Source organism: Paraburkholderia caffeinilytica (genome assembly GCF_046030355.1).
Lineage (GTDB): Bacteria > Pseudomonadota > Gammaproteobacteria > Burkholderiales > Burkholderiaceae > Paraburkholderia > Paraburkholderia caffeinilytica_B.
In genome coordinates, this window is sequence record NZ_JAQQCQ010000003.1 from 381,761 (window position 1) to 405,042 (window position 23,282).

Below are 23,282 nucleotides of genomic sequence, written 5' to 3' on the forward strand. Positions count from 1 at the left end.
GATTCGGTCCACTCGCAAAGAGGCGCAGCGCATGAAATGCAAAATGGCGCGCCCGCATAATGCGAGGCGCGCCATTCCTGTCGATCTGCCGGGAGCGGTTACTCCGCCACTACCCCATTCAATGCAGCGGTTTCCCGCGCATTCTCACGCGCTTCGTCGCTGCAACGTTGATGTTCACGCGACAGCTTGCGCATCAGCGGCAGCAGCAGCACGGCAACCAGTGCGCCCACCGCCGCGAGCCAGCCCAGCCCCGTAAACAGCTTGGTGTACAGCGGCAACGATTCGAGCGGATCCATATCCCCCGCCGGCATCTGCGCGAAATTCGCGACCACGCTGCCCAGATACTGCGACACACCGGTCGCCACGAAGTACGCGCCCATCATGAAGCCGCTCATCCGCGCCGGCACGTAGCGCGCGATCATCGCGAGACCGAGTCCGCTCACCAGCAATTCGCCGAGCGAATACAAGCCGTAACCGCCCACCATGAACCACGACGACACGCGCCCGTTCACCGCGTAGTTGCCGCTCGCCGCATACACGAAGAAGCCGGCTGCCACCACCGCGAAGCCGAACGCGTACTTGACCGCCACGGGCACGTCCTTGCCGCTCTTCGCGAGCTTCGTATAGAGCAGTGCGAGCACCGGGCTCAGCAACATGATCCAGATCGGATTGAGCGCCTGGAATTGCGCGGCGCTCCACGTGAACAGCGTCTCGCCGAACAATATGAAGCGCGGATCGACGTTGCGCAGCGCAAACAGCGTGAGCGAGGTCGACATCTGCACGTAGAACACAAAGAACAGGATCACCTGCGCGGTCAGGATCAGCGCGGCAACCAGACCCGAGCGTTCCGAGCGTTCGCACTTCACCAGCATGTAGCCGAAGATCGCCAGAATCGCCACGCCGGCCGTGTACACGCAAGCCACCGCAATCGCCTTGTGCTGCAGCACGAACATCGTGACCGTGCCAAGCACGATCCCGCCCAGCGCGACCGCGCCGACGCGTTTCCAGCGGACCGGTTCGGCGTCCGGCGCGGAACCGATATGCGCGAGCGTGCGGAACATGATGAAGTAGTTCAGCACCGACAGCAGCATGCCGGCGCAGCAGACCGCGAATGCCGTGTGCCAGCCCCAATGGTCCTTGATCCACGGCGTGGCGAGCATCGACGCCGTCGAGCCGATGTTGACCGCCATGTAATAGATCGTGAATGCGCTGTCGATGCGCGCGTCGTCGCCTTCATAGATGCGGCGCACGAGGTTCGCGGCGTTCGCCTTGAACAGCCCGTTGCCCACCACGATCACGCCGAGCGACGCGTACATATAGCTCAATTGCTCGTTGGGCAGCGCCAGCATGAAATAGCCGGCCGCCAGCACGCCGGCGCCGAAGATCATCGTGCGGCGCGCGCCGAAGATCTTGTCGCCGATCCAGCCGCCGATCGACGGCGATGCATACACCAGCGCCGTGAACGCGCCCCACGTGAGGGTGGCGTGGCTGTCGGTGAAGTTCAGCTTGTCGATCATGAACAGGACCAGCAGCGCGGCCATCCCGTAGTAGCCAAAGCGTTCCCACATCTCGATCAGAAAGACCGTCGAGAACGAACGGGTCTGCGAGACCGGTGCGCCGGGCGGATTGGACGAATTCATCATGTACCTCTTGTTCTTACGGTTGCAGCGGCGCGCGGGCTGGCCACGCGGCGCGAAAAACTGGATCTGGGACTCGGCCGGCGAAACACGCACGACGCGGCACACGCATTTACATCAGCGTGTGCGTCGTCAGCGGCATGCTCGTCGACACCTTCATGTGCGCGCACATCGGCAAACCAGATTGCCAACTGAGACGCCTGTACCAGCAGAAAAACCAGGGGATGGGATGGAGGCCCGCCACGCGGGACGCCCCGAAGGAAATGCCCTTGGGGGACGCTGCGCCACATCGGTCTCGGGTTCCGGCAAGCGGAACGGGCTCAATGATAAAGCATTGCGGGGAACGGCTATCCGGCGGGCGGCAGATGGCGGCCGCGCCGGGTGGCGGGCACACAGCCCGCAGCGGGAAAAATCGGCAGTGATAGTCATGTCCTCATGCCGGCCAGCGTTCTGATGGAACGTGCCGGACAATGCTCCGCCGCGCAGGATCGCTGCGCGCGGAATGGAAAACAGCGGTCGGCGTCGCGTCTGATACAAACACGTGCCGCATCCGCCAGGCGGGGCTGATTCTGCAAACTGAAGCACGGATCGTCACTCAGGGAATTCACTGATACCACGCCAATTACCGGTTCTTACACGCCCTGGTCCTTCGTTGCGCAGCCGTATAGGGCTAAAAATAGTCTTTGATGTCATACCTTTAACGTCTCCTGATACTCAATCTGCATCAATGCCGGCCCCCTTGAACGCAGAGCAGTCTTTACCGCCTTCGCTTTCAGTTTCTCGTCGATTACCGGTCAAAACGGCTAACGCACATTTCGGTTCTGGCAACATAGAGCGTTGTCTCGAATTGCGGCCCCTTGCACGACCGGGCGCTGAACGGCCCGCCACCCCGGCCTGGACCGCAATCAAACCATATTTACTTATATCAAACAAATTTTGACGGGCTAATTTCCTCCTGCTATGGTCACGACAATTCAAAAGAAGAACCCGGCTCTCGAACTCGGCAGCAAGATCCGCGCGCTGCGGCAACGGCTCAAGCGCACGCTGGATGACACGGCAACAGCGGCAGGTATTTCCAAACCGTTCTTGTCGCAAGTCGAACGGGGTCTGGCGTCACCGTCCATCACGTCGCTGGCCGGGATTGCGCACGCACTCGGGGTCACAGTGCAGTATTTCGTCGACACGCCAAGCGAAGAACGCTCGGTGTGCCGCGGCGACCAGTTGAAGTTTTTCGGTTTTGCGGACTCGGCCAATCTGTTTGCACGGCTGACCAATCTGACGGGCGGCCGTCAGCTCGAAGCCATCCTCGTGAGGATGCCACCCGGGCAGAAACGCTCCGAAGTGACCACGCACGCTGGGGAAGAGTTTGTTTATGTGATCGACGGCGAAGTGTCGTTGACGCTGGAAGGCAAGACGTTCGTGCTGCATGCGGGAGACAGCGCGCATTACGAATCGACGGTGCCGCACAGCTGGGCGAATACCGCGCGCAAAGAAACGGTAGTCGTCTGGGTGGGCACACCAAGACTGTTCTAAGAGGCAGGCACCTTTTCCGGTTGATCCGGCCAGGGTTTGCCTGCATTACGAAATGTAAGGAATCCTGCATGTCGCGCAATCAACACGGGCAACAAGGGCCTCCCCGGCCCGAGCACCGCAGATAACCGGGCGCCCTGGCGCCTGCGCGTTCTTCTCTCGACCTTTCCTGCGATCTCAACCGATGAAAACCCCGTTCGTCTACGCGACGGCGCTGACCGCGCTCGCCCTTACGTTTCAGCCCTCCGCCTTCGCCGTCACGGTACCTGCGGGTGTCACGCTCGCTGCCAGCCAGGAGATGACCCGCCAGGTGCCGGCCGAAACCGAATCGCTCGACCCCGCGCATATTGAATCGTGGACCGGCAACACGATCGGGCTCGACCTGTTCGAAGGCCTGACGCGCATGGACGCGAGCGGCGCGATCGTGCCGGGCGTCGCGGAATCATGGGCGCGCACCGGGCCGACGACGTGGGTGTTCAAGCTGCGCCACGATGCGCGCTGGAGCAACGGCCAACCGGTCACGGCCGCGGACTTCGTCTACTCGTGGCAACGCGTGCTCGATCCGAAGACGGGTTCGAAATATACGGTACTGGTCGAATTCGTGAAAAACGCGAAGGCGATTCTCGCGGGCAAAGCGCCGTTGACGAGCCTCGGCGCGCGCGCCATCGATCCGTACACGCTCGAAGTCACGACCGAGGTGCCCGCCGCCTTCTTTCCGCAGTTGACCGCCATGTCGACGATGGTCCCGGTCAATCGCGCAGTCGTGGCGAAGTTCGGCGGGGACTGGACCCGCCCCGGCAACTTCGTGGGCAACGGTCCCTATGCGCTGACCGACTGGCAGCCGAGCAACCGCCTGGTGGCAAGCAAGAGTCCCACGTACTGGAACACCGCCAAGGTTGTGATCACGAAAGTGACCTACCTGCCGATCGAAAACGACGAAACGGCAATGCGCATGTATCAGGCCGGCCAGTTCGACTACACGTATTCGATTCCGTCCGGTATCTACACGCAGGTGAGCAAGCAGTTCGGCGCCGAGCTGAAAACCGGCCTGCAGATCGCCACGTACTATTACAGCCTGAACAACGACGACCCGGCCTTCAAGGACAAGCGCGTACGCCAGGCATTGGCGATGGTGCTGGACCGCGACCTGCTGACCAAACGCCTGACGGCCGACGGCGAAGTGCCGATGTACGGCCTGATCGCCAAGGGCACCGAAGGCTCGGGCGTGTTTACGCCTGACTGGGCGAGCTGGCCGATGGCCAAACGTGTCGACTACGCGCGCAACCTGCTGAAGACCGCCGGCTATTCGGACGCGAAGCCGCTGACTTTCACCCTCACCTACAACACCAACGACCTGCACAAGAAGGTCGCGCTGTTCGCCACCTCGGAATGGCGCACCAAGCTCGGCGTCACGGCCAAGCTCGAAAACGTCGAATACAAGGTGCTGCTCAAGCAACGCCACGACGGCAAGGTGCAGGCCTCGCGCGACGGCTGGTTCGTCGATTACAACGACGCCAACTCGTTTTTCGATCTGATCCGCTGCAACAGCGTGCAGAACGATCAACACTACTGCAATCCGCAAGTCGACAAACTGATCGAGCAAGGCAACCAGCAGCTCGACGACGCGAAGCGCACCGCGCTGCTCACGCAGGCGCACGATCTGGCGATGAACGACTACCCCGTGGTGTCGCTCTTCCAGTATTCGGCCGACCGGCTGGTCAAACCGTATGTCGGCGGCTACACGTCGACCAACTACCTTGACCAGCGCGCCACGCAAGACATGTATCTGATCAAGCACTAAGCGCGGGAGCACCGTCATGCTGGCTTACACGTTGCGCCGCACGCTCTGGGCGATCCCGACGATTCTCGCCGTGATCACCGCGTGCTATCTGCTGCTGCACCTCACGCCCGGCGGCCCGTTCGACACGGAGAAACACCTGTCGGCGGCCGTGCTCGCGAACCTCAACGCCAAGTATCACCTCGACGAACCGTTGTGGCTGCAGTACCTCCATTACCTCGGCTCGCTGCTGCACGGCGATCTCGGTCCGTCGTTCCGCTACGCCGACTGGTCGGTCAACGATCTGGTGTGGAAGGCGTTGCCGGTGAGTCTCGGCGTCGGCGGCGTATCGGTGCCGATCGCGGTCGTGATCGGCGTCACGCTCGGCACGCTGGCCGCCGTGCGGCGCGACCATTTCATCGATCACCTGGTCATGGTGCTCGGCAATATCGGCAACGTGGTGCCGCCGTTCGTGCTGGGTCCCGTGCTGGTGTGGATCTTCGCGATCCTGCTGAAGACTTCCGAAGGCCACGGCTGGCTGCCGGCCGGCGGCTGGGGCGAGGGCGAGTGGCGCTACCGCGTGCTGCCGATCGTGCTGCTCGTCATCATCAACGTCGCCGGGATCGCGCGCGTGATGCGCGGCAGCATGATCGAAGTGCTGTCGGGCAACTTCATCCGCACGGCGCGCGCCAAGGGTCTGCCGGGACGCACGATCGTATTGCGCCATGCGTTGAAGCCCGCGCTGATGCCGGTGGTGTCGCTGCTCGGCTCGATCTGCATCTCGTCGATCACGGCGGCGGTGGTCACCGAATCGGTATTCGCGCTGCCCGGCCTCGGCCAACTCGTCGTCAACGGCGCGATCAATCGCGACTACACCCTCGTGCTCGGTCTCGTCGTGCTGACCACCGCGGTCGCCGTCCTGTTCAATCTGCTGGTCGATCTGGCGTATGCCTGGCTCGATCCGCGCATCCGGTACTGATCCATGCCCCGCTCAATTCAATCGACTGCCGCGGCGCTCGATCCGCTCGCGGCCATTGCAAGAGCGCCGCGTTCGCGCGGGCCGCTCGCCACCGCTGCCGCGCGCTTCGTGCGCAATCGCGCGGCGTTCGCCGGATTTCTCGTCCTGCTGCTGATCGTGATTGCCTGTGTGGCCGGTCCGTGGCTCCTGCCGAATAATCCGATCGATAGCGACTGGAACGCAATCAGCCTCCCGCCGACCCTCCTGAACATGCACTGGTTCGGCACCGATGAACTCGGCCGCGACCTGCTCGCGCGCACGCTGCAAGGCGGACGCGTGTCGCTGGAAGTCGGCCTGCTGGGCACGCTCGTGTCCGGGCTGATCGGCGTCGCGTATGGCGCAACCGCCGGCTATCTGGGCGGCCGCGTCGATGGGGTGATGATGCGCATCGTCGACATGATGTACGCGATCCCCTACATGCTGATCGCGATCCTGATGATGACGATGTTCGGCCGCGCGTTCTATCTGGTCGTGCTGACGATCAGCGCGTTCTCGTGGCTCGACATGGCACGTGTGGTGCGCGGCCAGACGCTGTCGCTGCGCTCGCGCGAATTCATCGACGCCGCCCGCGCGATCGGCGTGAGTTCACGCTCAATCATCGCGCGCCACATCGTGCCGAATCTGCTCGGCGTGGTGGTGGTATACGCGAGTGTGACGGTGCCGAATATCGTGCTGACCGAATCGGTGCTGTCGTTCCTCGGCCTCGGCGTACAGGAACCCATGACGAGCTGGGGTGTGCTGATTCAGGACGGCGCGCAGAAGCTCGATTCGATGCCCTGGCTGCTGTTGTGCCCGGCCGTGATGCTGTGTATCACACTGTATTCCGTGAATTTCGTCGGCGATGGTTTGCGCGACGCGTTCGACCCGAAGGACCGCTGACATGCCGCTACTCGAAGTCAAAGACCTGAGCGTGCGCTTCACGCGCCGCGAGGGCGCGCCCGTCGACGCCGTGCAGCGCGTATCGTTTTCGCTTGAAGCGGGCCGCACGCTTGGCATCGTCGGTGAATCGGGTTCGGGCAAAAGCCAGACGGTGATGGCGCTGCTCGGCCTGCTGGCGGCTAACGGCAAGGTGTCAGGCACCGCAACGTATCGCGGCGAAAACCTGCTGACGATGAACGAAGCCGCGTTGAACCGGATTCGCGGCGACCGCATCGGCATGATCTTTCAGGATCCGATGACCTCGCTCAACCCGTTCCTGACGATCGAACGGCAGATGACCGAGACGCTGCAACTGCATCGCAAGATGTCACGCCGTGAAGCGCGCCGCCGCGCCATCGAAACGCTCGAAACAGTGCGGATTCCCGATGCCGCGCGACGCATCAACATGTATCCGCACGAATTCTCCGGCGGCATGCGGCAACGCGTGATGATCGCGATGGCCCTCCTCTCCGAGCCGGAAATCCTGATCGCCGACGAGCCGACCACCGCGCTCGACGTGACCGTGCAGGCGCAGATCATCGAACTGTTGCGCGAACTGAACCAGGAACGTGGCACTGCGATCATTCTGATCACGCACGACATGGGCGTCGTGGCCGGTTTGTGCGACGACGTGATGGTGATGTACGCCGGCCAGACCGTCGAACAGGCGAATGCCGCCACGCTGTTCGCCGCACCGACTCATCCCTACACGATCGGCCTGTTGAACGCGCTGCCGCGCCTGACCGATGACGACGATCGTCCGCTGCAAACCATTCCCGGCAACCCGCCGTTGCCCGGCGAGGTCGGCGAGGGTTGCGCATTCGCACCGCGCTGCGCGTATTGCAGCGACCGCTGCCGCGAGTCGCGGCCTGTGCTCACGGCGTCGCCCACCGCTATCGATGCGTTGCGCGCATGTCATCGTCCGGTGCAGGAAATCATGGAGGTACAACACGTATGAGCGCGATTTCCATTGCAAGCCAGTCCCAGGGTCAGGGCCACAGCCAAGGTCAAGGTCCGGCAACGCTGTTGTCGGTCGAGAATCTCAAGGTGCAATTCGGCGTGCCGCGCGGCGGCTTCCCATGGTCCGGCAAAGCGACGCTGCGCGCGGTGGACGGCGTGTCATTCAGCGTACGGCGCGGCGAAACCGTGGGACTGGTCGGCGAATCGGGCTGCGGCAAGTCCACCCTGGCGCGCGCGATCATCGGTCTCGCGCCGGTGGCGAGCGGCAGCGTCCGCTGGCTCGACAAGGAAACCGTGCTGCCGGACGCGCGCCGCGATACCTCGCGCTTGCGCCGCGACGTGCAGATGATTTTCCAGGACCCGCTCGCCTCGCTCGATCCGCGCATGACGATCGAACAGATCGTCGCCGAACCCTTGCTCACGCATGGTCAGGATATTGCCCGCGCCGACGTGCAACGGCGCGTCCTGACGATGCTCGAACGCGTCGGCCTGAATGCGCAGCATCTGCGCCGCTATCCGCATGAGTTTTCCGGCGGCCAATGTCAACGCGTCGGCATTGCGCGCGCGTTGATCGGCGAACCGCAACTGGTAATCTGCGACGAGCCGGTGTCGGCGCTCGACGTCTCGATTCAGGCACAAATCGTCAACCTGTTGCGCGATCTGCAGCGCGAGTTGTCGCTGTCGCTGCTGTTCGTCGCACACGATCTCGCAGTCGTCAAGGCGATCAGTCATCGCGTGCTGGTGATGTATCTGGGACGTGTGATGGAGTTCGGCGACAAGCGCGACGTGTACGGTACGCCGCGTCATCCGTACACGCGTGCGTTGCTGTCTGCCGTGCCGGTGCCCGATCCGGTGGTTGAACGCGCACGCCGTCATCTGCTGTTGCGCGGCGAGATTGCGTCGCCGCTCAGCCCACCCTCCGGTTGCGCGTTTCGCACGCGCTGCCCGGATGCGATCGAGGCCTGCGCCAATGAAATTCCGCAGCCTGTCACGCATGGTGCGAGCGCAACGCGCGTCGCATGCATTCGCGTGAACGACGCCCTGTAGGGAATGGCCTTGGGGACACGCGCTGGAACAGGCAGATCGAACGTTAATCAGAAAATCACCGAAATCGCCACGCCTAGCCAGATCGACAGTACGCCGGCAAGAAGCATGTGCCGCGCAATACGGATGCGGGAATCGCTGGTTTCCGGCTCGACCGGGCTCGTCGCCATCCACGGCACGAGCCCGAGGCAGCCGAAGCCGATCATCGCAAACACGAAGACAAAGACGTCCGACACGCGCCACTTCGTCTGATCGTACAAGCCCCAGTAGCCGAGAAAAACAATGCCGATCGAGAAGATCGTCGCCGAGGCGGCACTCAGCGCGGGTACGGATCCGGTTGGACTCGGCATTGCTTCACCTCCGATCGTTTCAGGCTGCTGTGGCCGTCCCCATCGCGCGCGTTCCGGTCATTCAGGACGTACGGGTCTGCCTCGCTTCATACGTCTTCAGATGACTATAGGCGATACGCAGCAGCGACAAGCCGTGCTCGCCCTTCTGCGCATCGCCGCCGCGCGAGATCAGATCGCCGAGAATGTGATCCGCCTCGGTATGCGAGTGGTTTTCGACGTCGCGCAACATCGAAGCCGTGAGCGGCGACGGCGTAAAAAGCGTTTGGGTCGCGCGAGCGTCGAAATCCTGGCCCATCGTGAACCCGTTGTGCTCCGCTACGCCACGGCACTCGCCGAGCATGTTTTCGATAATGCGCTTGCCGTCCGGCGCAGCCAGAATATCGCCGACCGAACCGCGCATCAAGCACGTACTGGCCGCGAGTGTGGCCAGGAACACCCACTTTTCCCACATGCGCAGCAGGATATTGTCGCTGACCACCGCATCGAAATTCGCGCCGGCCATCGCGTCCGCAATCGCCTGAACGCGCCCGGACGTGCCGCCGTCCAGTTCGCCGAACGTAATCGCGTGCATTTCGTTCAGGTGGACGATGTGCTGCTCGGGGTTGAGCGTCGCCGCGATCACGCATTGGCCGCCGAGTACGCGTGATGCACCGAACTTTTCCTTGAGCACGTCAATATGGCGCATGCCATTGAGCAGCGGCAGAATCAGCGTGGATTCGCCGACCAGCGGCGCAAACGAATCGATCGCGTCGTCGAGACTGTAGGCTTTGCAACTGAGCAGCACGAGATCGAACGGCTCCGCGCCGACACCGGCGAGTATCGTCTTGACGTCGTGCAAGGCGACATTGCCGCGCGCGCTGTTGATGACGAGACCGTCACGCGCGAGTTTTTCCGCGCGGCCGGGGCGCACGAGGAAGGTCACGTCCTGTCCCGCCGCTGCGAGACGTCCGCCGAAATAGCCGCCCACGGCGCCCGCCCCTACGACTAGAATTCGCATCTTTTGCCTCTTGATAGATTTGGGTCACACGCGCCGGGTCGATCAGCGAAGACTTCAAGAACCGCGTGCGCAGCACGTCTGCAGAAATGTAGCAAAGATTGACGATACGCATCAGTCACAATGGCGGGCCGGTTTGCTGCAATGCATCGCGGCGCTGCTGTTTCCGCGTTGCTTCTTACTTCAGATCAATCGCCGCGCCGCCAGCCGTCCGCTACGCCATCGGGCCGCCTGAAAGGAAGCGCTCGGAGGGGCTTCACCGATCAAGCGGCCGCTGCCATGCAAGACCGTCTTACAGCGTGCCGCAGAGGGTCCGTTCGTAAAGCGCGAGCATCCCGGGCACATCCACGCCCAGACAGACTGCGCACTCGGGCCGGCTGTCCCAGTCCGGCGCGGGCACCGGCATCGTAGAAGGCTTCTGGATAGCCTGGCCCACGGCGATGCCATCCGTCAGCACGCGCACGGGGCCACGACGGGTCGTATAAAGATGCGGCGCAAGCACATAGGCGACCGCCGACGAATCGTGCACGTAAATACCCTTGAGTTGCGCGCTTTGCTCGTGAAACGCCTGGTAATGCCGCGACACGTCCCACACGAACTGCCCCGCTACGCCGCCACGCTCGCGGAGCAGCGCCAGATAATCCTCGCTCATGATGGTGCGCTGCGTGACGTCGAGTCCAACGACCGCAACCGGCCACCGCGCGCCGAGCACCCTATCGGCGGCATCGGGGTCGCCGAGAATGTTCGCTTCGGCGGCGGGGGTCACGTTGCCGAGCACGCCGTCCGTGCCGAACGCGCCGCCCATGATGACCACCTGCTTGACGAGCGAAGCGATCTGCGGATCGTCGGCCAGCGCCAATGCCAGGTTCGTCAGCGGGCCGACGGCGATCAACGTGACTTCGCCCGGATACGCGCGCACTGTGTCGATGATGAAGCGGTGCGCGGGGCGTGCATCGAGCGTGGCTTCAACACCAGCCTCGATCGCGATGTTGCCAAAACCGTTGTCACCGTGAATCCAGGCAAGCGGCTCGGGCGCGGCACGCGTGAGCGGTGCAGCGGCGCCCTGCGCCACCGGCACGCCCGGCGCGAACCGTCCGGCCAGGAAACGCGCATTGCGCGTGGTGGTCCCGATCGTGGCATTGCCGAATACGCTCGTCAGACCGAGCAATTCGATATCCGGATGCAGCGCCTGAAAAACGAGCGCCATTGCATCGTCCACGCCGGGATCGGTGTCGTAGATAACCTTGTGCTTACTCATAGATAGAACGCGTCCGGCAATTGCTCACGCGCAGTGGTATCGCGAGTGACGCCATGCAGATTGCCAAGGCGGATCGGCAATTCCGGACCACCCAGTTCGATGATTACCTGACGGCACGCGCCGCACGGTGCGATCGGTCCATCCGTATCGCCGATCACAGCAAGTGCGGCGAACTGGTCGCGCTGATAGCCCGCGGCAATCGCGCTGAAAAACGCCGTACGTTCAGCACAATTGCACAACCCGTACGAGGCATTCTCGACGTTGCAGCCGTCGAATACCGTGCCGTCTTTGGTCAGCAGCGCGGCGCCGACCTTGAACTTCGAATAAGGCGCATAGGCCTTTTCTCGCGCGACACCCGCGCGTTCCAGCAGTTGTTCCATGTTCATGCAACCATCCTCATTTCAATTCAGCGTCAGGAACATGCCCGCAATCGTAGCGCTCATCAGGTTGGAAAGCGTCGCGGCGAGCACGACACGCAGGCCATAGCGCGCGACTTCGGCGCGGCGTTCGGGCGCGACGGCGCTAAAACCGCCCGTCAGCACCGCGATCGACGCAAAGTTCGCAAAGCCGCACAACGCAAACGACAGGATAGCAAGGGTACGCGGATCGAGCGCCTGCAAACCGGCCGCGCTCACGCTCGCAGCATCTTTCAGATACGGCGACAGCGACGCATAGGCGACGAATTCATTCAGAATGATCTTCTGGCCAAGAAAATTGCCGGCGATTGCAGCCTCGTTCCAGGGCACACCGATCAGATACGCGAGCGGAGCGAAGACCGTGCCGAGCACCGACTGCATCGACAGTTGCGGATGGCCGAACCAGCCGCCTATGCCGCCCACAATGCCGTTGAGCAACGCGATCAGGCCAACGAATGCGATCAGCATCGCACCGACCATCACGGCGATTTTCAGACCCACTGTCGCGCCGGAACTCGCGGCTTCAATCACATTGGCGGGGCGCTTTTCGTCGAAGCTCAGGTGCTCGAGGTGGACGCGGCTCGGTTCCGTGGTCGGGTGAATGATCTTGGCGAACAGCAAGCCGCCCGGCACCGCCATAAACGATGCGGCCAGCAGATATTCAACCCGCACACCGAGGCCCGCATAGCCCGCCAGCACCGAACCGGCAACCGCCGCCATGCCGCTCGACATCACCGCAAACAGTTCGGCGCCGGTCATGTCGCGCGTGAACGGTTTGACCACGGCCGGCATTTCGCTTTGCCCGAGGAAAATCGTGGTAACGGCCGAGAAAGATTCGAGCTTCGATACGCCGAGCAACTTCTGGAATATCGTCCCGAGCACGATCACGATCCAGCGCATCACGCCGATGTAGTACAGCACGGAGATCAACGCGGTCACAAAGATGATGGCCGGCAGCACGCGCACGGCGAAAACGAAGCCGCCGTCGCCGAAGACCTGGAACATCTTTGCTTGCACGAGGCCGCCGAACAGGAACTCGATGCCCGCGTTGCCATAGCCGAGTACGTGATTGACGCCGGATGCAGCCGCCGCAAGGACCGTCTTGCCGATCGGTACGAAGAGAATGAAGGCGCCGATGCCGATCTGCGCGAGCAGCGCCGCAATTACAGTCCGTAAGCGGATGGCACGCCGGTTAGTCGAAAAGATGAAAGCGATGAGCAACAGTACGGCCATACCGAGGATGTTTCGAGCGATCAGTGCCATGTCTCTTGATGTTCTTGTGAAAGTGGCAATGATGCTAATCGAAACTCGCGCTGGAGGAAAAACTTTAGATAGAGAGCGACGACCATTTGCCAGGCAGCATAGCGCGATTGATGCACGCCGCATCTAACCGGCATTGATATGGCTGCGGCACGTTAGCGGTTCCGCGCACCGCAACGCGCCGCAGCAGCCGATCTCAGATCACTTCCAACGCCAGCGCAATCCCCTGCCCGCCACCGATGCACAACGTCACGACGCCGCGTTTCAGGCCGTCGCGGCGCATCGAATGCAACAGGCGCGTCGTCAATACCGCACCGGTCGCGCCGATCGGATGCCCGTGCGCGATTGCCCCGCCTTGCACGTTGATCAACTCCTCCGCAATGCCGAGTCTGCGCGCCACCGCGAGCGGCACGGCGGCGAATGCTTCATTGATCTCGAAGCGTTCGACGTCCTCGAGTTGCCACCCTGCGCGAGCCAGCGCCATCTGCACCGCCGGCACCGGACCCAGACCGAACATGCCTGGCTCGACGGCCGCGACACCGTACGCCACCAGCCGCGCAAACGGCTCAATACCGCGCGCCTCGGCAAATCCACGTTCAGCGACCAGCATGGCGGCTGCACCGCTGTTCAATCCCGGCGCGTTGCCTGCGGTAATCGTGCCGTCCGGGCGGAATGCCGGACGCAATCTGGCGAGCGTTTCGACGGTGGTGTCCGGACGCGACTGTTCATCGCTCGTAACCTGCTGCGGACCTTTGCGCCCCTGAATCTCGACGGCGACCCGTTCGGCGTCGAAATCGCCGCGCGCCTGCGCTGCGGCAAAACGTTGTTGCGAACGCGCGGCCCAACGGTCCTGCGTTTCGCGTGTGAGATCGAACTGCGTGACGAGGTCCTCCGTATGCCAGCCGGAATGCTCGCCGGAAAACGCGTCGTTCAGGCCGTCGCGCAGCAGGCTGTCGTGGATTTGCGCGTTGCCCATCCGGTACCCCCAGCGGCCGCCGTCGAGCAGATACGGCGCGCGGTCCATGTTTTCCATGCCGCCGGCCACGGCCGCATCGCCGAGGCCAAGCCAGATTTCCTGGGCTGCGGACGCAATCGCCTGCGCGCCGGAACCGCACACACGATTGACCGTCAACGCCGGCACGGCCACCGGCACGCCGGCGCCAATCGATGCCTGACGCGCCGGGTTCATCTTATTGCCGGCCTGAATCACGTTGCCCATCACCACCGAGGCCAGCGCGGCCGGATCGAGGCCGCTGCGCCGCAGCGTCTCCCGCACCGCGACGGCGCCGAGTTCGGTTGCGGGTACATCTTTCAGCGATCCGCCGAATGCGCCGATCGGCGTTCTCACCGGATTGCAGATCACTACTTCTCGCGTACTCATCGTTCCTCTCCAGTTGGACTACTGCTTTCGCCACCCCGTCACGCCCATCAATTCGCCGATGCCGCCGTGACCGTGCCGGGCACATCCCAGCCGCCGCCGAGCGAGCGGTACAGCGCGACGGCTGCGAGCGCATGCTCGCGTTTGGCCTGATTCAGCGATTCCGCGTCACGCAGATACGCTTCCTGCGCGGCGAGCACGTCGAGAAAATCCGTCGCACCGCCCTTGTACAGTTCGCTCGACAGACGCAACGCATGATTCGACGCATCGAGCGCGCCGCCCAGGCGTTGCACCTGCACCGCGCCGTTCACCAGATCGCTGCGGTTGTCCTCGATTTCCTTGAGCGCCTGCAGCATGGTTTGCTGCAGGCCGAGTTGCGACTCGCGCATCCGGCTCTCGCTCGCGTCGATGTTCGCGGTGATGCGGCCGGCGTTGAAGATCGGACTGGTTGCATTCAGTGCGGCGCTGAAGAGGTTGTCGGTCAGCGTCGGCAAGCCAAGATACGACGACGCCAGCAAGCCATCGGCGAGATTGAGCCTGAACTGCGGATAGCGCTGCGCTTTGGACACACCCACCTCCGCCGCGCGTTGTTCGACCGTGGCGTAAGCGTTGCGCACGTCGGGCCGCTGCAGCAACGCGTCGGACGGCAGCATCTGCGGCACGCTTTGCGCAGGCACCGGAATGTCGCGTGCGTTAGCGAGCAGCAGACTATCGACGCTCTCCGGCGTACGTCCCGAATACACCGCGATCAGACTCAGTTGATGCTGCACGGCCGACTGCATGCGCGGGATCTGCGCTTGCAAATCCTCCAACTGGTTCTGTGCGCGTGCGACGTCGAGTTGTGTCGATAGTCCGTAATGCAAGCGCTCCTGCGTGAGTTTCAGGGCGCGCGCGCGAATCTGTTCGTTATCGCCAAGAATCTGCAATTGCGATTGGGCCCAGCGTAGATCGATATACGCCGCCGCGGCGTTCGCCGCGAGTGCCAGCCGCAGCTGATTCAAGGCCGCCTGCCGACCTGACACTTGCGCTTCGGCGGCCAGCACAGCAAGACGTTCGCCGCCGAAGACGTCCGGCGTCCAGCTCGCCGTCAGGCCGATTCCGGCCTGACGCACATAGCCGAGCGGTGGCGGTGTGTTCTGGCGAGAGTCGGACGCGGTCGCGCTGGCGTTCAGCTCCGGCAGCAATGCCGCGCGATTTTGCGTCGCGAGATCCTGCGCCTGCTTGACGCGCTCCACCGCAGCCTGCACGTCGAGATTGCCCGTCAGTACCGATTCCACCAGTTGATGCATCACAGGGTCGCCGAACTGCGCCCACCACGTATCGGCGCTTACGCTGTCTTGCGGGGCATCGACATTCCACGCGGTCGGCGCGACGGTTTGAACCGTATGCGGCAGATCCGCATGCGGCTCTGGTTGCACCGCGCATGCCGCGAGCGTCAGCAGCGCTGCGCCCGCCAGTACGTTAATAACGATTGATTTCATGCTGAATTCCTCAATGAGCATCGGGCGGCGGCGCGGTATTGCCGAACGGGCGCGAGAACAGCACGCTCAGCAAACCGACGACAAAACAGAGCGACAGCACAAAGAAGGTGTCGGAGAACGTGAGCACGAGGGCTTCGCGCATCAGCAACGCATGCAACTCGCCGAGACCTGCATTGGCCGCATTCAGCGCATCGCCGCCGACCGCCGCGAAGTGCGCGCTTTGCTGCTGCAAAATCGACTCGACCACTGGCCGGCCCGCGCTCAAATGCTCGTCGAGCCGCTCGTAATGAAGATTCAAACGATCGTTGAGCATGGTGCTGCTCACGGCAATGCCAATCGCGCCGCCGAGATTGCGCATCAGATTGAACAACCCGCTCGCGGAGCGCAGACGCGAAGGCGGCAAGGAGCCGAGCGCCATCGTGACGATGGGCGGAATGCAGAACTGCTGGCCGATGCCGCGCAACGCCTGCGGTATCAGCAGTTCCTTCCAGCCCCACTGACTGGTCAACGGCACGTAGAGATAGCATCCGACACCGAACAGAACGAGGCCGAACACCATCAGCCAGCGCATATCGATGACACGGGCCAGCGTCGAATACGCCACCAGCGCAAGCAACTGAAAGCAGCCGACCGACAGCAACGCCAAGCCGGTCTGCAGCGAATCGAAGCCACGCACGCGTGAGAGAAACACCGGCGTCAAAAACACCGTGCAGAAAATCCCGATCCCGGTAATGAACGACAGCAGACTGCCGATGCCGAAGTTACGAATCGCCAATGCGCGCAAATCGACGATCGGTTCTTTCGCGGTAAACGCATGCACGAGGAACAGGAAACCGCAGATCGCCGACACCCACGTGCACAGCACGATCACGTCGTCGCCGAACCAGTTCTTGCGTGGGCCCTCTTCCAGTACATACTCGAGGCAGCCGAGAAAACCGGACATCAGCAGGATGCCGAGATAATCGCCTTTTTTCAGCAAGGAAAGATCGGCTTTGTCGATGTGGACATATTTCGGCACCAGCAGCGTAACGGCGATGCCCGGCACAAGGTTCAGATAAAACAGCCAATGCCATGACCATTGCGACGTGATCCAGCCGCCAATCACCGGGCCGATAGTCGGCGCGAGCGTGGCCAGCGCACCAATGGTAGTAGATGCAATCAGCCTTTGTTTGCCGGGAAACAGCACGAACGCTGTGGTGAAAACGGTCGGAATCATCGCCGCGCCGAGCGCACCTTGCAAACCGCGAAACAGGATCATCGAGTTGATGTCCCATGCGAGACCGCACAGCATGCTGGTGATCGTGAAGCCGAGCGCGGAAAACGCAAACAGCCAACGTGTGGAGAACACCCGCGTAAGCCAGCCCGACATCGGAATGACGAGGATTTCGGCGATCAGATAGGACGTCTGGACCCACGAGAGCTCGTCCTGACTCGCGGACAAACCACCGCCGATGTCTTTGAGCGAGGATGCAACGATCTGGATATCGAGCGTCGCCATGAAAAACCCGAGGCACATCAATGCGAACGCGAAGAACTTGGTGCGCGTCGGCTGGTCGGCGGGATTGGCGAAATAAGCAGGGGCTTGAGCCATGATCGATTTATCCCTGCTCCGGCGCGTTGCGGGCGCCGACATGCACCTTCACCGTCGCGGAAAGCCCGGGGCGCAGCGCGTCTTGCATGTCCTTCGGCACATCGAGGCGCACCCGCACCGGCACCCGCTGCACGATCTTCGTAAAGTTGCCGGTGGCGTTCTCCGCCGGCAGCACGCTGAAGGTCGCGCCGGTCGCAGGCGCGAGACTCTCAACCACGCCGTGAATCCGCTTGCTCGATGCATCGAGATCGACGTCGACGCCATCGCCGACATGCATCTCCTTCAACTGGTCTTCCTTGAAGTTGGCGTCGATCCACAGGCCACTCGAGGGGACCACGGTCAGCAGCGACACACCCGTGTTCGCCAGCAGCCCGACCCGCGCGGTGCGATTGCCGACGTAACCGTCAATCGGCGAGCGGATCGTGGTGTATTCCACGTTCAATGCCGCGACGCGCTGCGCCGCCTGGGCGGTGGCGATGCGAGCCTGGGCGTCGCCGATCTGGGCGTCGAGCACGGCGATCTGCCGTTGCGCCGCGATCAAGGCCGCGCTGCTGCGGTCGACCGCGGCATGCGCCTTGGTCAGATCGGCGTCCGCGCGTTCCACGACCTGGCTCGATACCGCATCGTCCTTCACCAGTTCGCGATAGCGCGTCTGATCGGCGGCGCTGCGCGTCAACTCGGCGCCGGACGCGCGAACCTCGGCGGCCTGCTCGTTGATGGTGGCAAGCTGCAAGGACTTCTTCGCCTGCAACTCGGTGACGGCGGCCTGTGCACTCTCGACTTCCGCGCTGGCCTGCGCGAGGCGCGCGTCGTAGTCGCGCGCATCGAGCCGGATCAGCACCTGATTCGCATGGACGAACTGGTTGTCGCGTACCAGCACGTCCGTGACGAAGCCGTTCACTTTCGGCGACATCACGGTCACATCGCCGCCGACATAGGCATCGTCCGTCGTTTCGACAAAGCGGCCGACAAAGAACCAATACGACACCGCAAGCGCCAGCACGGCGAGCACCGTGATGACCGCGAGCAGCATCCACGGAATGCGCCGTGCCGGCTTGGCGGCGTTTGCCACGCTGGGCGGTGCAATAGTCGAGGGTGTAGTGGACATGATGTTCGTATGTGCGTATGCACTCGTTGAGCTAAAAAAACGGCGCGTTATATTGCGCCGGGCGTGGCCCGCTTCGCACGGGCCTGATTCAAACAGGATCGCTGGTGATCGCTAATAACTCGGAACGCAATGCCGCTGCGCGCTGCTCGCCAAAGCGATTTTCGAATTCGGCTTGCGCCGCATACCAATGCTTGCGCGCTTCCTGCAAACGCTCGTCGCCGGCCGCCGTCAGCGCAATCGAGAACGCCCGAGCGTCGGCCCCGAGTGTCTCGCTCGACACTAAACCGTTGCGCCGCAGCGGCTGGATCGTGCGGACCAGCGTGGTGCGCTGCATGCGCATGGCTTCCGCCAGTTGCTTCATGGTCATCGGACCCACGCGTTTCAGGCGCCCCATCAGCGAAAACTGCGTAATGGTGAGGCCGACATTCTCCAGGTGGCGGTCGTAAAGCTGCGACACATAACGTGCGGCCTGGCGGATCGCAAAGCAGTCGTCGTCTAAAAGACCTTCCATCGCTGCGCTTCCTTTTCGTGAGTGCGTATGCACATAATCAGGCATACCAACGCTCGTCGAAACGAGCTCGTAGGTCTCATCTATCCCGTGATGTTGAAAAGCTCGGCGCGCAGCGCCTTGGCGCGCGCGTGGCCGAACTTTTCTTCGAACTCGTCTTGCGCGGCGCGCCATGCAATGGCCGCTTGATCGAAGGTCGTTTCGCCCTTCTCCGTCAGGCTGAACAGAAAGGTGCGGCCGTCATGCTCCGCCGATTCGGAGACCACCAACCCGTCGCGCTGTAGCGGCTTCATGGCGCGGACCAGCGTGGTGCGCTCCATGACCATGGAATCCGCGAGCTCCATTATCGGCAGGTTCGGCGTGCGCGCGAGCTTGGCGAGAATCGTGAACTGCGCAGCCGTTAGCCCGACCTGGCCGAGATGGCGCTCGTAGATCTGCGTGACGTGCCGCGCCGCCTGGCGCAGCGCGAAACAATTGCATTCGTCGTAAGAGAGAGGACGGTTCATGTTGGGCAGTGTATGAGTGCATACGCACACTGTCAAGTTTCCTTTTTGTACGATGAATATTTCCCAAAAAGTGATTTCGCTCCTGTCGCTTGGGGCGTTCGCGCGGTAACTACGCGCGCCCGAAATGGAAAACGGCTCGCCGGAGCAATCCGGTGAGCCGTTCTGTTTGGGGCAGTGCACTGCCCTGCCCTGTGCGATCAGCCCGTGTTAAAGCAGCCGGTACGCCAATCGTGCCGCAGCCCTCGCCGTGCGCTTATCCTGGTCGAGCGACGGGTTGTACTCCGCAATATCCGCCACGCGCAGTTTGCCCGAGGCACGCACGCGCTGCACCATCGCTTCGACCACCGACAAGGGCACGCCCAACGCGGCAGGCGCCGACACACCCGGCGCGGTAGCGGCCGGGAGCACGTCGAGATCGATGGTCAGGTAGACGTCGTCTGCTGAATCCAGCAATTGCTGCAGGTCATCCAGACGCTGCGGCAATTGCGGCTCCTGCATGTCAACGTCGAGCACGTAACGCACGCCAAGTCGTTCTGCATGCGCGAACAGTGAAGCGGTGTTGCCCAGATCACTGATACCAAAGCAGGCGTAGTTGAATGGCACACCCCGCTCGGCGCAGTCGTTCGCGATCTGATCGAACGGCGTGCCCGAATTGGCCGGCCGTTTCTGGCGCAGATCGAAGTGGGCGTCGAAGTTGATGATGAGTAGTTGGCGGGTTGCAGTTGCCGACATGACTGCCGAACTCGCACCCGCACTTGCTTGCGCATCCGCAGCCACTGGCGTTACCGAAGTGGCCGCGGCCTCAGCACCTCGGCTCGCTGCCTCATCCACGCGATCCTGATGCAAACGAAAACCGCTATACGTCCCCCACGCGACCTCATGGCCGCCGCCGAACACCAACGGCCGCCCGCCGCTCGCGAGCACCTCGCTCACTACATTCGCGAGTTCCGCCTGCGCGCCTTCGAGGTCACCGTCGTCGCACACCACATCACCCGCATCGGCGAGCGCCGCCATCGATGCTTTCGCCGGTAAACCGGCCAGCGCTCGACGCAACTCCTTCGGCGCGTGAGCCGCGCCAACGCGCCCCTGATTGCGCCGCACCCCTTCATCGGAGCCAAAGCCGACGATCACCGGCGTATCGCTTCCCATGCACGGCGCACCACGAAAAACATCCTCATGCCGTGCCGCGCCGCCGAACGGCGCGACCTGATTGAAAATACGCCGCGTGTCGCCGGGCTCACCTTCATCGGAACGGCCGCTCCACACCTTGTCATCGAATGGAACTCTCATGCGCGCGACAACACCGCCTGCAAAAAGGCCCGTGTGCGTGGCTGCGAAGGCGCCGAGAAAATCTCAGCAGGTGGCCCCGCCTCGACGATCACGCCGCCGTCCATCACCACCACCACATCGGCGACCTCCTTCGCGAACCCCATTTCGTGCGTGACGACGACCATCGTCATGCCCTCGCTCGCAAGCAGCTTCATCACTTGCAGCACTTCGCCGACCAGTTCAGGGTCGAGCGCGGACGTGGGTTCGTCGAACAACATCACGCGTGGCTGCATCGCCAATGCGCGAGCGATGGCAACACGCTGCTTCTGACCGCCCGACAAACTCGCCGGCATCCCATGCGCTTTGTGAGCAAGCCCGACTTTTTCCAGCAACGCCATTGCAGTTGCTTCGGCTTCGGCCTTGCTGGCGCCACGCAACATCCGCGGACCAACCGTGATGTTATGCAGCACGGACAGGTGCGGAAACAGATTGAACGACTGAAACACCATGCCCACTTCGGTGCGCAGCGCATTCAGCGAACGCTCCTTGAGCATCGCTCCATGATCGACCAGCCGATGCCCACAGATATCGATCGTGCCGCCCTCTGCCTGTTCAAGCCCGTTGCAGCAACGCAGGAAAGTACTCTTGCCCGAGCCGCTCGGCCCGATCACGACCACCACCTGCTGCGGCTGAATATCGAAGTCGATGCCGTTCAGCACGGTATGCGAGCCGAACGATTTGGTCAGCCCGCGAATGCTGACGATAGGTTCCTCTACTTTGGCTACGGTATTCATTGCACCATCCCTCCTGCACGCAAGCGGCGCTCCACACGATGCAGCGCGTAATTCGTTACCTGCGTCAATACCAGATACACCAGCGCGATGGCCAGATACACTTCGAGCGAACGGTACGACACGCTGATGATCTTCTGGCCTTCGTGCATCAGATCGTCGATCGTCAGCAGCGACACCAGCGCCGAGTTCTTGATCAGCGCGATGAACTCATTGCCGAGCGGCGGGATCATTCGCACAATCGCCTGCGGCAGAATGATTGCGCGCATTGCCTGACCCGACGACATGCCGATCGAACGCGCCGCTTCCATCTGCCCGCGTTCCACCGACTGAATCGCACCGCGCACGATCTCCGATACATAGGCTGCCGAATACAGGCCGAGCCCAAGCATCCCGCACACGAAAGCCGGCAATAGAATGCCGAATTGCGGCAAGCCGAAAAACAGCAGGAAAAGTTGCACGAGCAACGGCGTGCCGCGGAAGAACGTCAGGTACGCGGTACAGAAGCCGTACACGATGCGCCGCTTCGGCGTAAGCCGGCCGATGCCGATCAACAGGCCCAGCACGCAGCTCAGCGCGAGTGCCGCGGCGGTCACTTCGACCGTCACCAGTGCGCCATGCATGATGTCCGGCCAGCCGGCAATTACCGGCGAAAAATCGAGTTCCATTATGTCTGCCCAGCCGGTTATTGCGCGGTGGCGCCGAACCACTTCTTGACGATCGCCGCGTACGTGCCATCGGCCTTGATCTTCGCCAGCGCCGTGTTGAATGCCGCCTTCAGTTGCGGTTCGTCCTTGCGCACGGCGATGCCGTAGGCTTCGGTGGTCAGCGGTTTATCGAGTACGCGGAAACCGCCGCGCGTCTTCACCAGTTGATAGGCGGCCGGTTTGCCGGTCACAGCAGCGTCAGCACGGCCGATACCGACCAGGTCGAACATCTCCTGATTCTTTTCGACTTCGACGCGGTTGATTTGCGGGAAGTTGTCGCGCAGGAAGTTGACCGACTTCGTGCCCACCTGAACCGACACTTTCTTGCCGTTCAGATCGGCGACCGACTTGATCGGCGAATCGCTTTTCACCAGCGCGACCAGACCGCCGGCATAGTACGAATCGGTGAAGTCGACCACTTTCGCGCGCTCATCAGTGATGTAGATGCCGGAGATCGCCGCGTCGAAACGATGCGCGATCAAGCCCGGAATCAGGCCTTTGAAGTCGATATCGGTCCATTGCACGCGTTTGCCCATGGCTTTCGCGAGCGCATTCATCATGTCGACGTCGAAGCCGGTACGTGCGCCGTTTTCGGTGTACTCCATCGGCGGGAAGGTCGCGTCGGTAGCGACGTTCAGCACGTCCGGCGTTTGTGCGGACGCTGCACCGGAAAAGCCGGCAAACGTCACCGCAAACGTGACGCATGCGAGGGACAACAGTCGATTCAGTTTCATGGGAAGGCTCCTGGTGGTCGTTCAGTTCGTTCGGTATCCAGATCGAA

The 23,282-nt window shown here is 62.5% G+C and carries 22 protein-coding genes; 6 read left to right on the plus strand and 16 right to left on the minus strand.

Features of this window, described 5'->3' with window-relative positions; translation table 11 throughout:
- Nucleotides 1–98 precede the first annotated feature (98 nt).
- Complete coding sequence (locus PQQ95_RS06435; protein WP_408436133.1) at nucleotides 99–1,640, minus strand: peptide MFS transporter; 1,542 nt, start codon at nucleotides 1,638–1,640, stop codon at nucleotides 99–101.
- Nucleotides 1,641–2,597: 957 nt separating this feature from the next.
- Between PQQ95_RS06435 and PQQ95_RS06440 the strand changes: the two genes are divergently transcribed.
- The 6 genes from PQQ95_RS06440 (at nucleotide 2,598) to PQQ95_RS06465 (ending at nucleotide 8,887) form a co-directional block, all read left to right on the plus strand.
- Nucleotides 2,598–3,170, plus strand: a complete 573-nt coding sequence (locus tag PQQ95_RS06440; protein WP_408435911.1) for a cupin domain-containing protein — start codon at nucleotides 2,598–2,600, stop codon at nucleotides 3,168–3,170.
- 181 nt (nucleotides 3,171–3,351) lie between these two features.
- Nucleotides 3,352–4,968: a peptide ABC transporter substrate-binding protein gene (locus PQQ95_RS06445; RefSeq protein WP_408435913.1), complete on the plus strand. Its 1,617-nt coding sequence runs from the start codon at nucleotides 3,352–3,354 to the stop codon at nucleotides 4,966–4,968.
- 16 nt (nucleotides 4,969–4,984) lie between these two features.
- The gene (locus PQQ95_RS06450) at nucleotides 4,985–5,923 is read left to right on the plus strand and encodes an ABC transporter permease subunit (RefSeq protein WP_408435915.1); all 939 of its coding nucleotides are present in this window, start codon (nucleotides 4,985–4,987) and stop codon (nucleotides 5,921–5,923) included.
- Nucleotides 5,924–5,926: 3 nt separating this feature from the next.
- A complete protein-coding gene (locus PQQ95_RS06455; protein WP_408435917.1) occupies nucleotides 5,927–6,841 on the plus strand; it encodes an ABC transporter permease in 915 nt (304 codons plus the stop codon).
- A 1-nt stretch (nucleotide 6,842) separates the two neighbouring features.
- A complete protein-coding gene (locus PQQ95_RS06460) occupies nucleotides 6,843–7,838 on the plus strand; it encodes an ABC transporter ATP-binding protein (protein ID WP_408435919.1) in 996 nt (331 codons plus the stop codon).
- Entirely contained in the window at nucleotides 7,835–8,887 is a 1,053-nt protein-coding gene (locus PQQ95_RS06465; RefSeq protein WP_408435921.1) for an ABC transporter ATP-binding protein, read from the plus strand. The genes PQQ95_RS06460 and PQQ95_RS06465 overlap by 4 nt, the downstream gene beginning before the upstream one ends.
- Before the next feature lie 47 nt (nucleotides 8,888–8,934).
- Here PQQ95_RS06465 and PQQ95_RS06470 read toward each other — a convergent pair whose 3' ends face one another.
- From PQQ95_RS06470 to PQQ95_RS06540, 15 genes are all read right to left on the minus strand, one after another.
- On the minus strand, nucleotides 8,935–9,234 hold the full coding sequence (locus tag PQQ95_RS06470) for a hypothetical protein (protein WP_408435923.1): 300 nt from the start codon (nucleotides 9,232–9,234) through the stop codon (nucleotides 8,935–8,937).
- Between the two features lie 61 nt (nucleotides 9,235–9,295).
- Nucleotides 9,296–10,231 (minus strand): 2-dehydropantoate 2-reductase, encoded by a 936-nt coding sequence (gene panE / locus PQQ95_RS06475; RefSeq protein ID WP_408435925.1) that lies wholly within the window; start codon nucleotides 10,229–10,231, stop codon nucleotides 9,296–9,298.
- Between the two features lie 289 nt (nucleotides 10,232–10,520).
- The gene (locus PQQ95_RS06480) at nucleotides 10,521–11,486 is read right to left on the minus strand and encodes a nucleoside hydrolase (protein ID WP_408435927.1); all 966 of its coding nucleotides are present in this window, start codon (nucleotides 11,484–11,486) and stop codon (nucleotides 10,521–10,523) included.
- Entirely contained in the window at nucleotides 11,483–11,872 is a 390-nt protein-coding gene (locus tag PQQ95_RS06485) for a cytidine deaminase (RefSeq protein ID WP_408435929.1), read from the minus strand. The genes PQQ95_RS06480 and PQQ95_RS06485 overlap by 4 nt, the downstream gene beginning before the upstream one ends.
- A gap of 15 nt (nucleotides 11,873–11,887) precedes the next feature.
- Nucleotides 11,888–13,165 (minus strand): NupC/NupG family nucleoside CNT transporter, encoded by a 1,278-nt coding sequence (locus tag PQQ95_RS06490; protein ID WP_408435931.1) that lies wholly within the window; start codon nucleotides 13,163–13,165, stop codon nucleotides 11,888–11,890.
- Between the two features lie 193 nt (nucleotides 13,166–13,358).
- Complete coding sequence (locus PQQ95_RS06495; protein WP_408435933.1) at nucleotides 13,359–14,543, minus strand: thiolase family protein; 1,185 nt, start codon at nucleotides 14,541–14,543, stop codon at nucleotides 13,359–13,361.
- Between the two features lie 47 nt (nucleotides 14,544–14,590).
- Complete coding sequence (locus PQQ95_RS06500) at nucleotides 14,591–16,021, minus strand: efflux transporter outer membrane subunit (RefSeq protein ID WP_408435935.1); 1,431 nt, start codon at nucleotides 16,019–16,021, stop codon at nucleotides 14,591–14,593.
- A 10-nt stretch (nucleotides 16,022–16,031) separates the two neighbouring features.
- Nucleotides 16,032–17,612: a DHA2 family efflux MFS transporter permease subunit gene (locus PQQ95_RS06505; RefSeq protein WP_408435936.1), complete on the minus strand. Its 1,581-nt coding sequence runs from the start codon at nucleotides 17,610–17,612 to the stop codon at nucleotides 16,032–16,034.
- 7 nt (nucleotides 17,613–17,619) lie between these two features.
- On the minus strand, nucleotides 17,620–18,720 hold the full coding sequence (locus PQQ95_RS06510) for an HlyD family secretion protein (RefSeq protein WP_408435937.1): 1,101 nt from the start codon (nucleotides 18,718–18,720) through the stop codon (nucleotides 17,620–17,622).
- 88 nt (nucleotides 18,721–18,808) lie between these two features.
- The gene (locus tag PQQ95_RS06515; protein WP_408435939.1) at nucleotides 18,809–19,231 is read right to left on the minus strand and encodes a MarR family winged helix-turn-helix transcriptional regulator; all 423 of its coding nucleotides are present in this window, start codon (nucleotides 19,229–19,231) and stop codon (nucleotides 18,809–18,811) included.
- A gap of 80 nt (nucleotides 19,232–19,311) precedes the next feature.
- Complete coding sequence (locus PQQ95_RS06520) at nucleotides 19,312–19,734, minus strand: MarR family winged helix-turn-helix transcriptional regulator (protein ID WP_408435941.1); 423 nt, start codon at nucleotides 19,732–19,734, stop codon at nucleotides 19,312–19,314.
- 207 nt (nucleotides 19,735–19,941) lie between these two features.
- Entirely contained in the window at nucleotides 19,942–21,024 is a 1,083-nt protein-coding gene (locus tag PQQ95_RS06525) for a formimidoylglutamase (protein WP_408435942.1), read from the minus strand.
- Nucleotides 21,021–21,797: an amino acid ABC transporter ATP-binding protein gene (locus PQQ95_RS06530; RefSeq protein ID WP_408435944.1), complete on the minus strand. Its 777-nt coding sequence runs from the start codon at nucleotides 21,795–21,797 to the stop codon at nucleotides 21,021–21,023. The genes PQQ95_RS06525 and PQQ95_RS06530 overlap by 4 nt, the downstream gene beginning before the upstream one ends.
- Nucleotides 21,794–22,462 carry an amino acid ABC transporter permease gene (locus tag PQQ95_RS06535; RefSeq protein ID WP_408435945.1) on the minus strand — a complete coding sequence of 223 codons (669 nt, stop codon included), beginning with the start codon at nucleotides 22,460–22,462 and terminating at the stop codon, nucleotides 21,794–21,796. Before PQQ95_RS06535 ends, PQQ95_RS06530 begins: the two co-directional genes overlap by 4 nt.
- 17 nt (nucleotides 22,463–22,479) lie before the next feature.
- Complete coding sequence (locus tag PQQ95_RS06540; protein ID WP_408435947.1) at nucleotides 22,480–23,235, minus strand: transporter substrate-binding domain-containing protein; 756 nt, start codon at nucleotides 23,233–23,235, stop codon at nucleotides 22,480–22,482.
- Between the last annotated feature and the right edge of the window lie 47 nt (nucleotides 23,236–23,282).

What these genes read in the sequence shown, in the direction of transcription:
- PQQ95_RS06435 (WP_408436133.1), bottom strand. Translation starts at nt 1,640, where the DNA reads ATGAATTCGTCCAATCCGCCCGGCGCACCGGTCTCGCAGACCCGTTCG.
- PQQ95_RS06440 (WP_408435911.1), top strand. Translation starts at nt 2,598, where the DNA reads ATGGTCACGACAATTCAAAAGAAGAACCCGGCTCTCGAACTCGGCAGC.
- PQQ95_RS06445 (WP_408435913.1), top strand. Translation starts at nt 3,352, where the DNA reads ATGAAAACCCCGTTCGTCTACGCGACGGCGCTGACCGCGCTCGCCCTT.
- PQQ95_RS06450 (WP_408435915.1), top strand. Translation starts at nt 4,985, where the DNA reads ATGCTGGCTTACACGTTGCGCCGCACGCTCTGGGCGATCCCGACGATT.
- PQQ95_RS06455 (WP_408435917.1), top strand. Translation starts at nt 5,927, where the DNA reads ATGCCCCGCTCAATTCAATCGACTGCCGCGGCGCTCGATCCGCTCGCG.
- PQQ95_RS06460 (WP_408435919.1), top strand. Translation starts at nt 6,843, where the DNA reads ATGCCGCTACTCGAAGTCAAAGACCTGAGCGTGCGCTTCACGCGCCGC.
- PQQ95_RS06465 (WP_408435921.1), top strand. Translation starts at nt 7,835, where the DNA reads ATGAGCGCGATTTCCATTGCAAGCCAGTCCCAGGGTCAGGGCCACAGC.
- PQQ95_RS06470 (WP_408435923.1), bottom strand. Translation starts at nt 9,234, where the DNA reads ATGCCGAGTCCAACCGGATCCGTACCCGCGCTGAGTGCCGCCTCGGCG.
- panE (WP_408435925.1), bottom strand. Translation starts at nt 10,231, where the DNA reads ATGCGAATTCTAGTCGTAGGGGCGGGCGCCGTGGGCGGCTATTTCGGC.
- PQQ95_RS06480 (WP_408435927.1), bottom strand. Translation starts at nt 11,486, where the DNA reads ATGAGTAAGCACAAGGTTATCTACGACACCGATCCCGGCGTGGACGAT.
- PQQ95_RS06485 (WP_408435929.1), bottom strand. Translation starts at nt 11,872, where the DNA reads ATGAACATGGAACAACTGCTGGAACGCGCGGGTGTCGCGCGAGAAAAG.
- PQQ95_RS06490 (WP_408435931.1), bottom strand. Translation starts at nt 13,165, where the DNA reads ATGGCACTGATCGCTCGAAACATCCTCGGTATGGCCGTACTGTTGCTC.
- PQQ95_RS06495 (WP_408435933.1), bottom strand. Translation starts at nt 14,543, where the DNA reads ATGAGTACGCGAGAAGTAGTGATCTGCAATCCGGTGAGAACGCCGATC.
- PQQ95_RS06500 (WP_408435935.1), bottom strand. Translation starts at nt 16,021, where the DNA reads ATGAAATCAATCGTTATTAACGTACTGGCGGGCGCAGCGCTGCTGACG.
- PQQ95_RS06505 (WP_408435936.1), bottom strand. Translation starts at nt 17,612, where the DNA reads ATGGCTCAAGCCCCTGCTTATTTCGCCAATCCCGCCGACCAGCCGACG.
- PQQ95_RS06510 (WP_408435937.1), bottom strand. Translation starts at nt 18,720, where the DNA reads ATGTCCACTACACCCTCGACTATTGCACCGCCCAGCGTGGCAAACGCC.
- PQQ95_RS06515 (WP_408435939.1), bottom strand. Translation starts at nt 19,231, where the DNA reads ATGGAAGGTCTTTTAGACGACGACTGCTTTGCGATCCGCCAGGCCGCA.
- PQQ95_RS06520 (WP_408435941.1), bottom strand. Translation starts at nt 19,734, where the DNA reads ATGAACCGTCCTCTCTCTTACGACGAATGCAATTGTTTCGCGCTGCGC.
- PQQ95_RS06525 (WP_408435942.1), bottom strand. Translation starts at nt 21,024, where the DNA reads ATGAGAGTTCCATTCGATGACAAGGTGTGGAGCGGCCGTTCCGATGAA.
- PQQ95_RS06530 (WP_408435944.1), bottom strand. Translation starts at nt 21,797, where the DNA reads ATGAATACCGTAGCCAAAGTAGAGGAACCTATCGTCAGCATTCGCGGG.
- PQQ95_RS06535 (WP_408435945.1), bottom strand. Translation starts at nt 22,462, where the DNA reads ATGGAACTCGATTTTTCGCCGGTAATTGCCGGCTGGCCGGACATCATG.
- PQQ95_RS06540 (WP_408435947.1), bottom strand. Translation starts at nt 23,235, where the DNA reads ATGAAACTGAATCGACTGTTGTCCCTCGCATGCGTCACGTTTGCGGTG.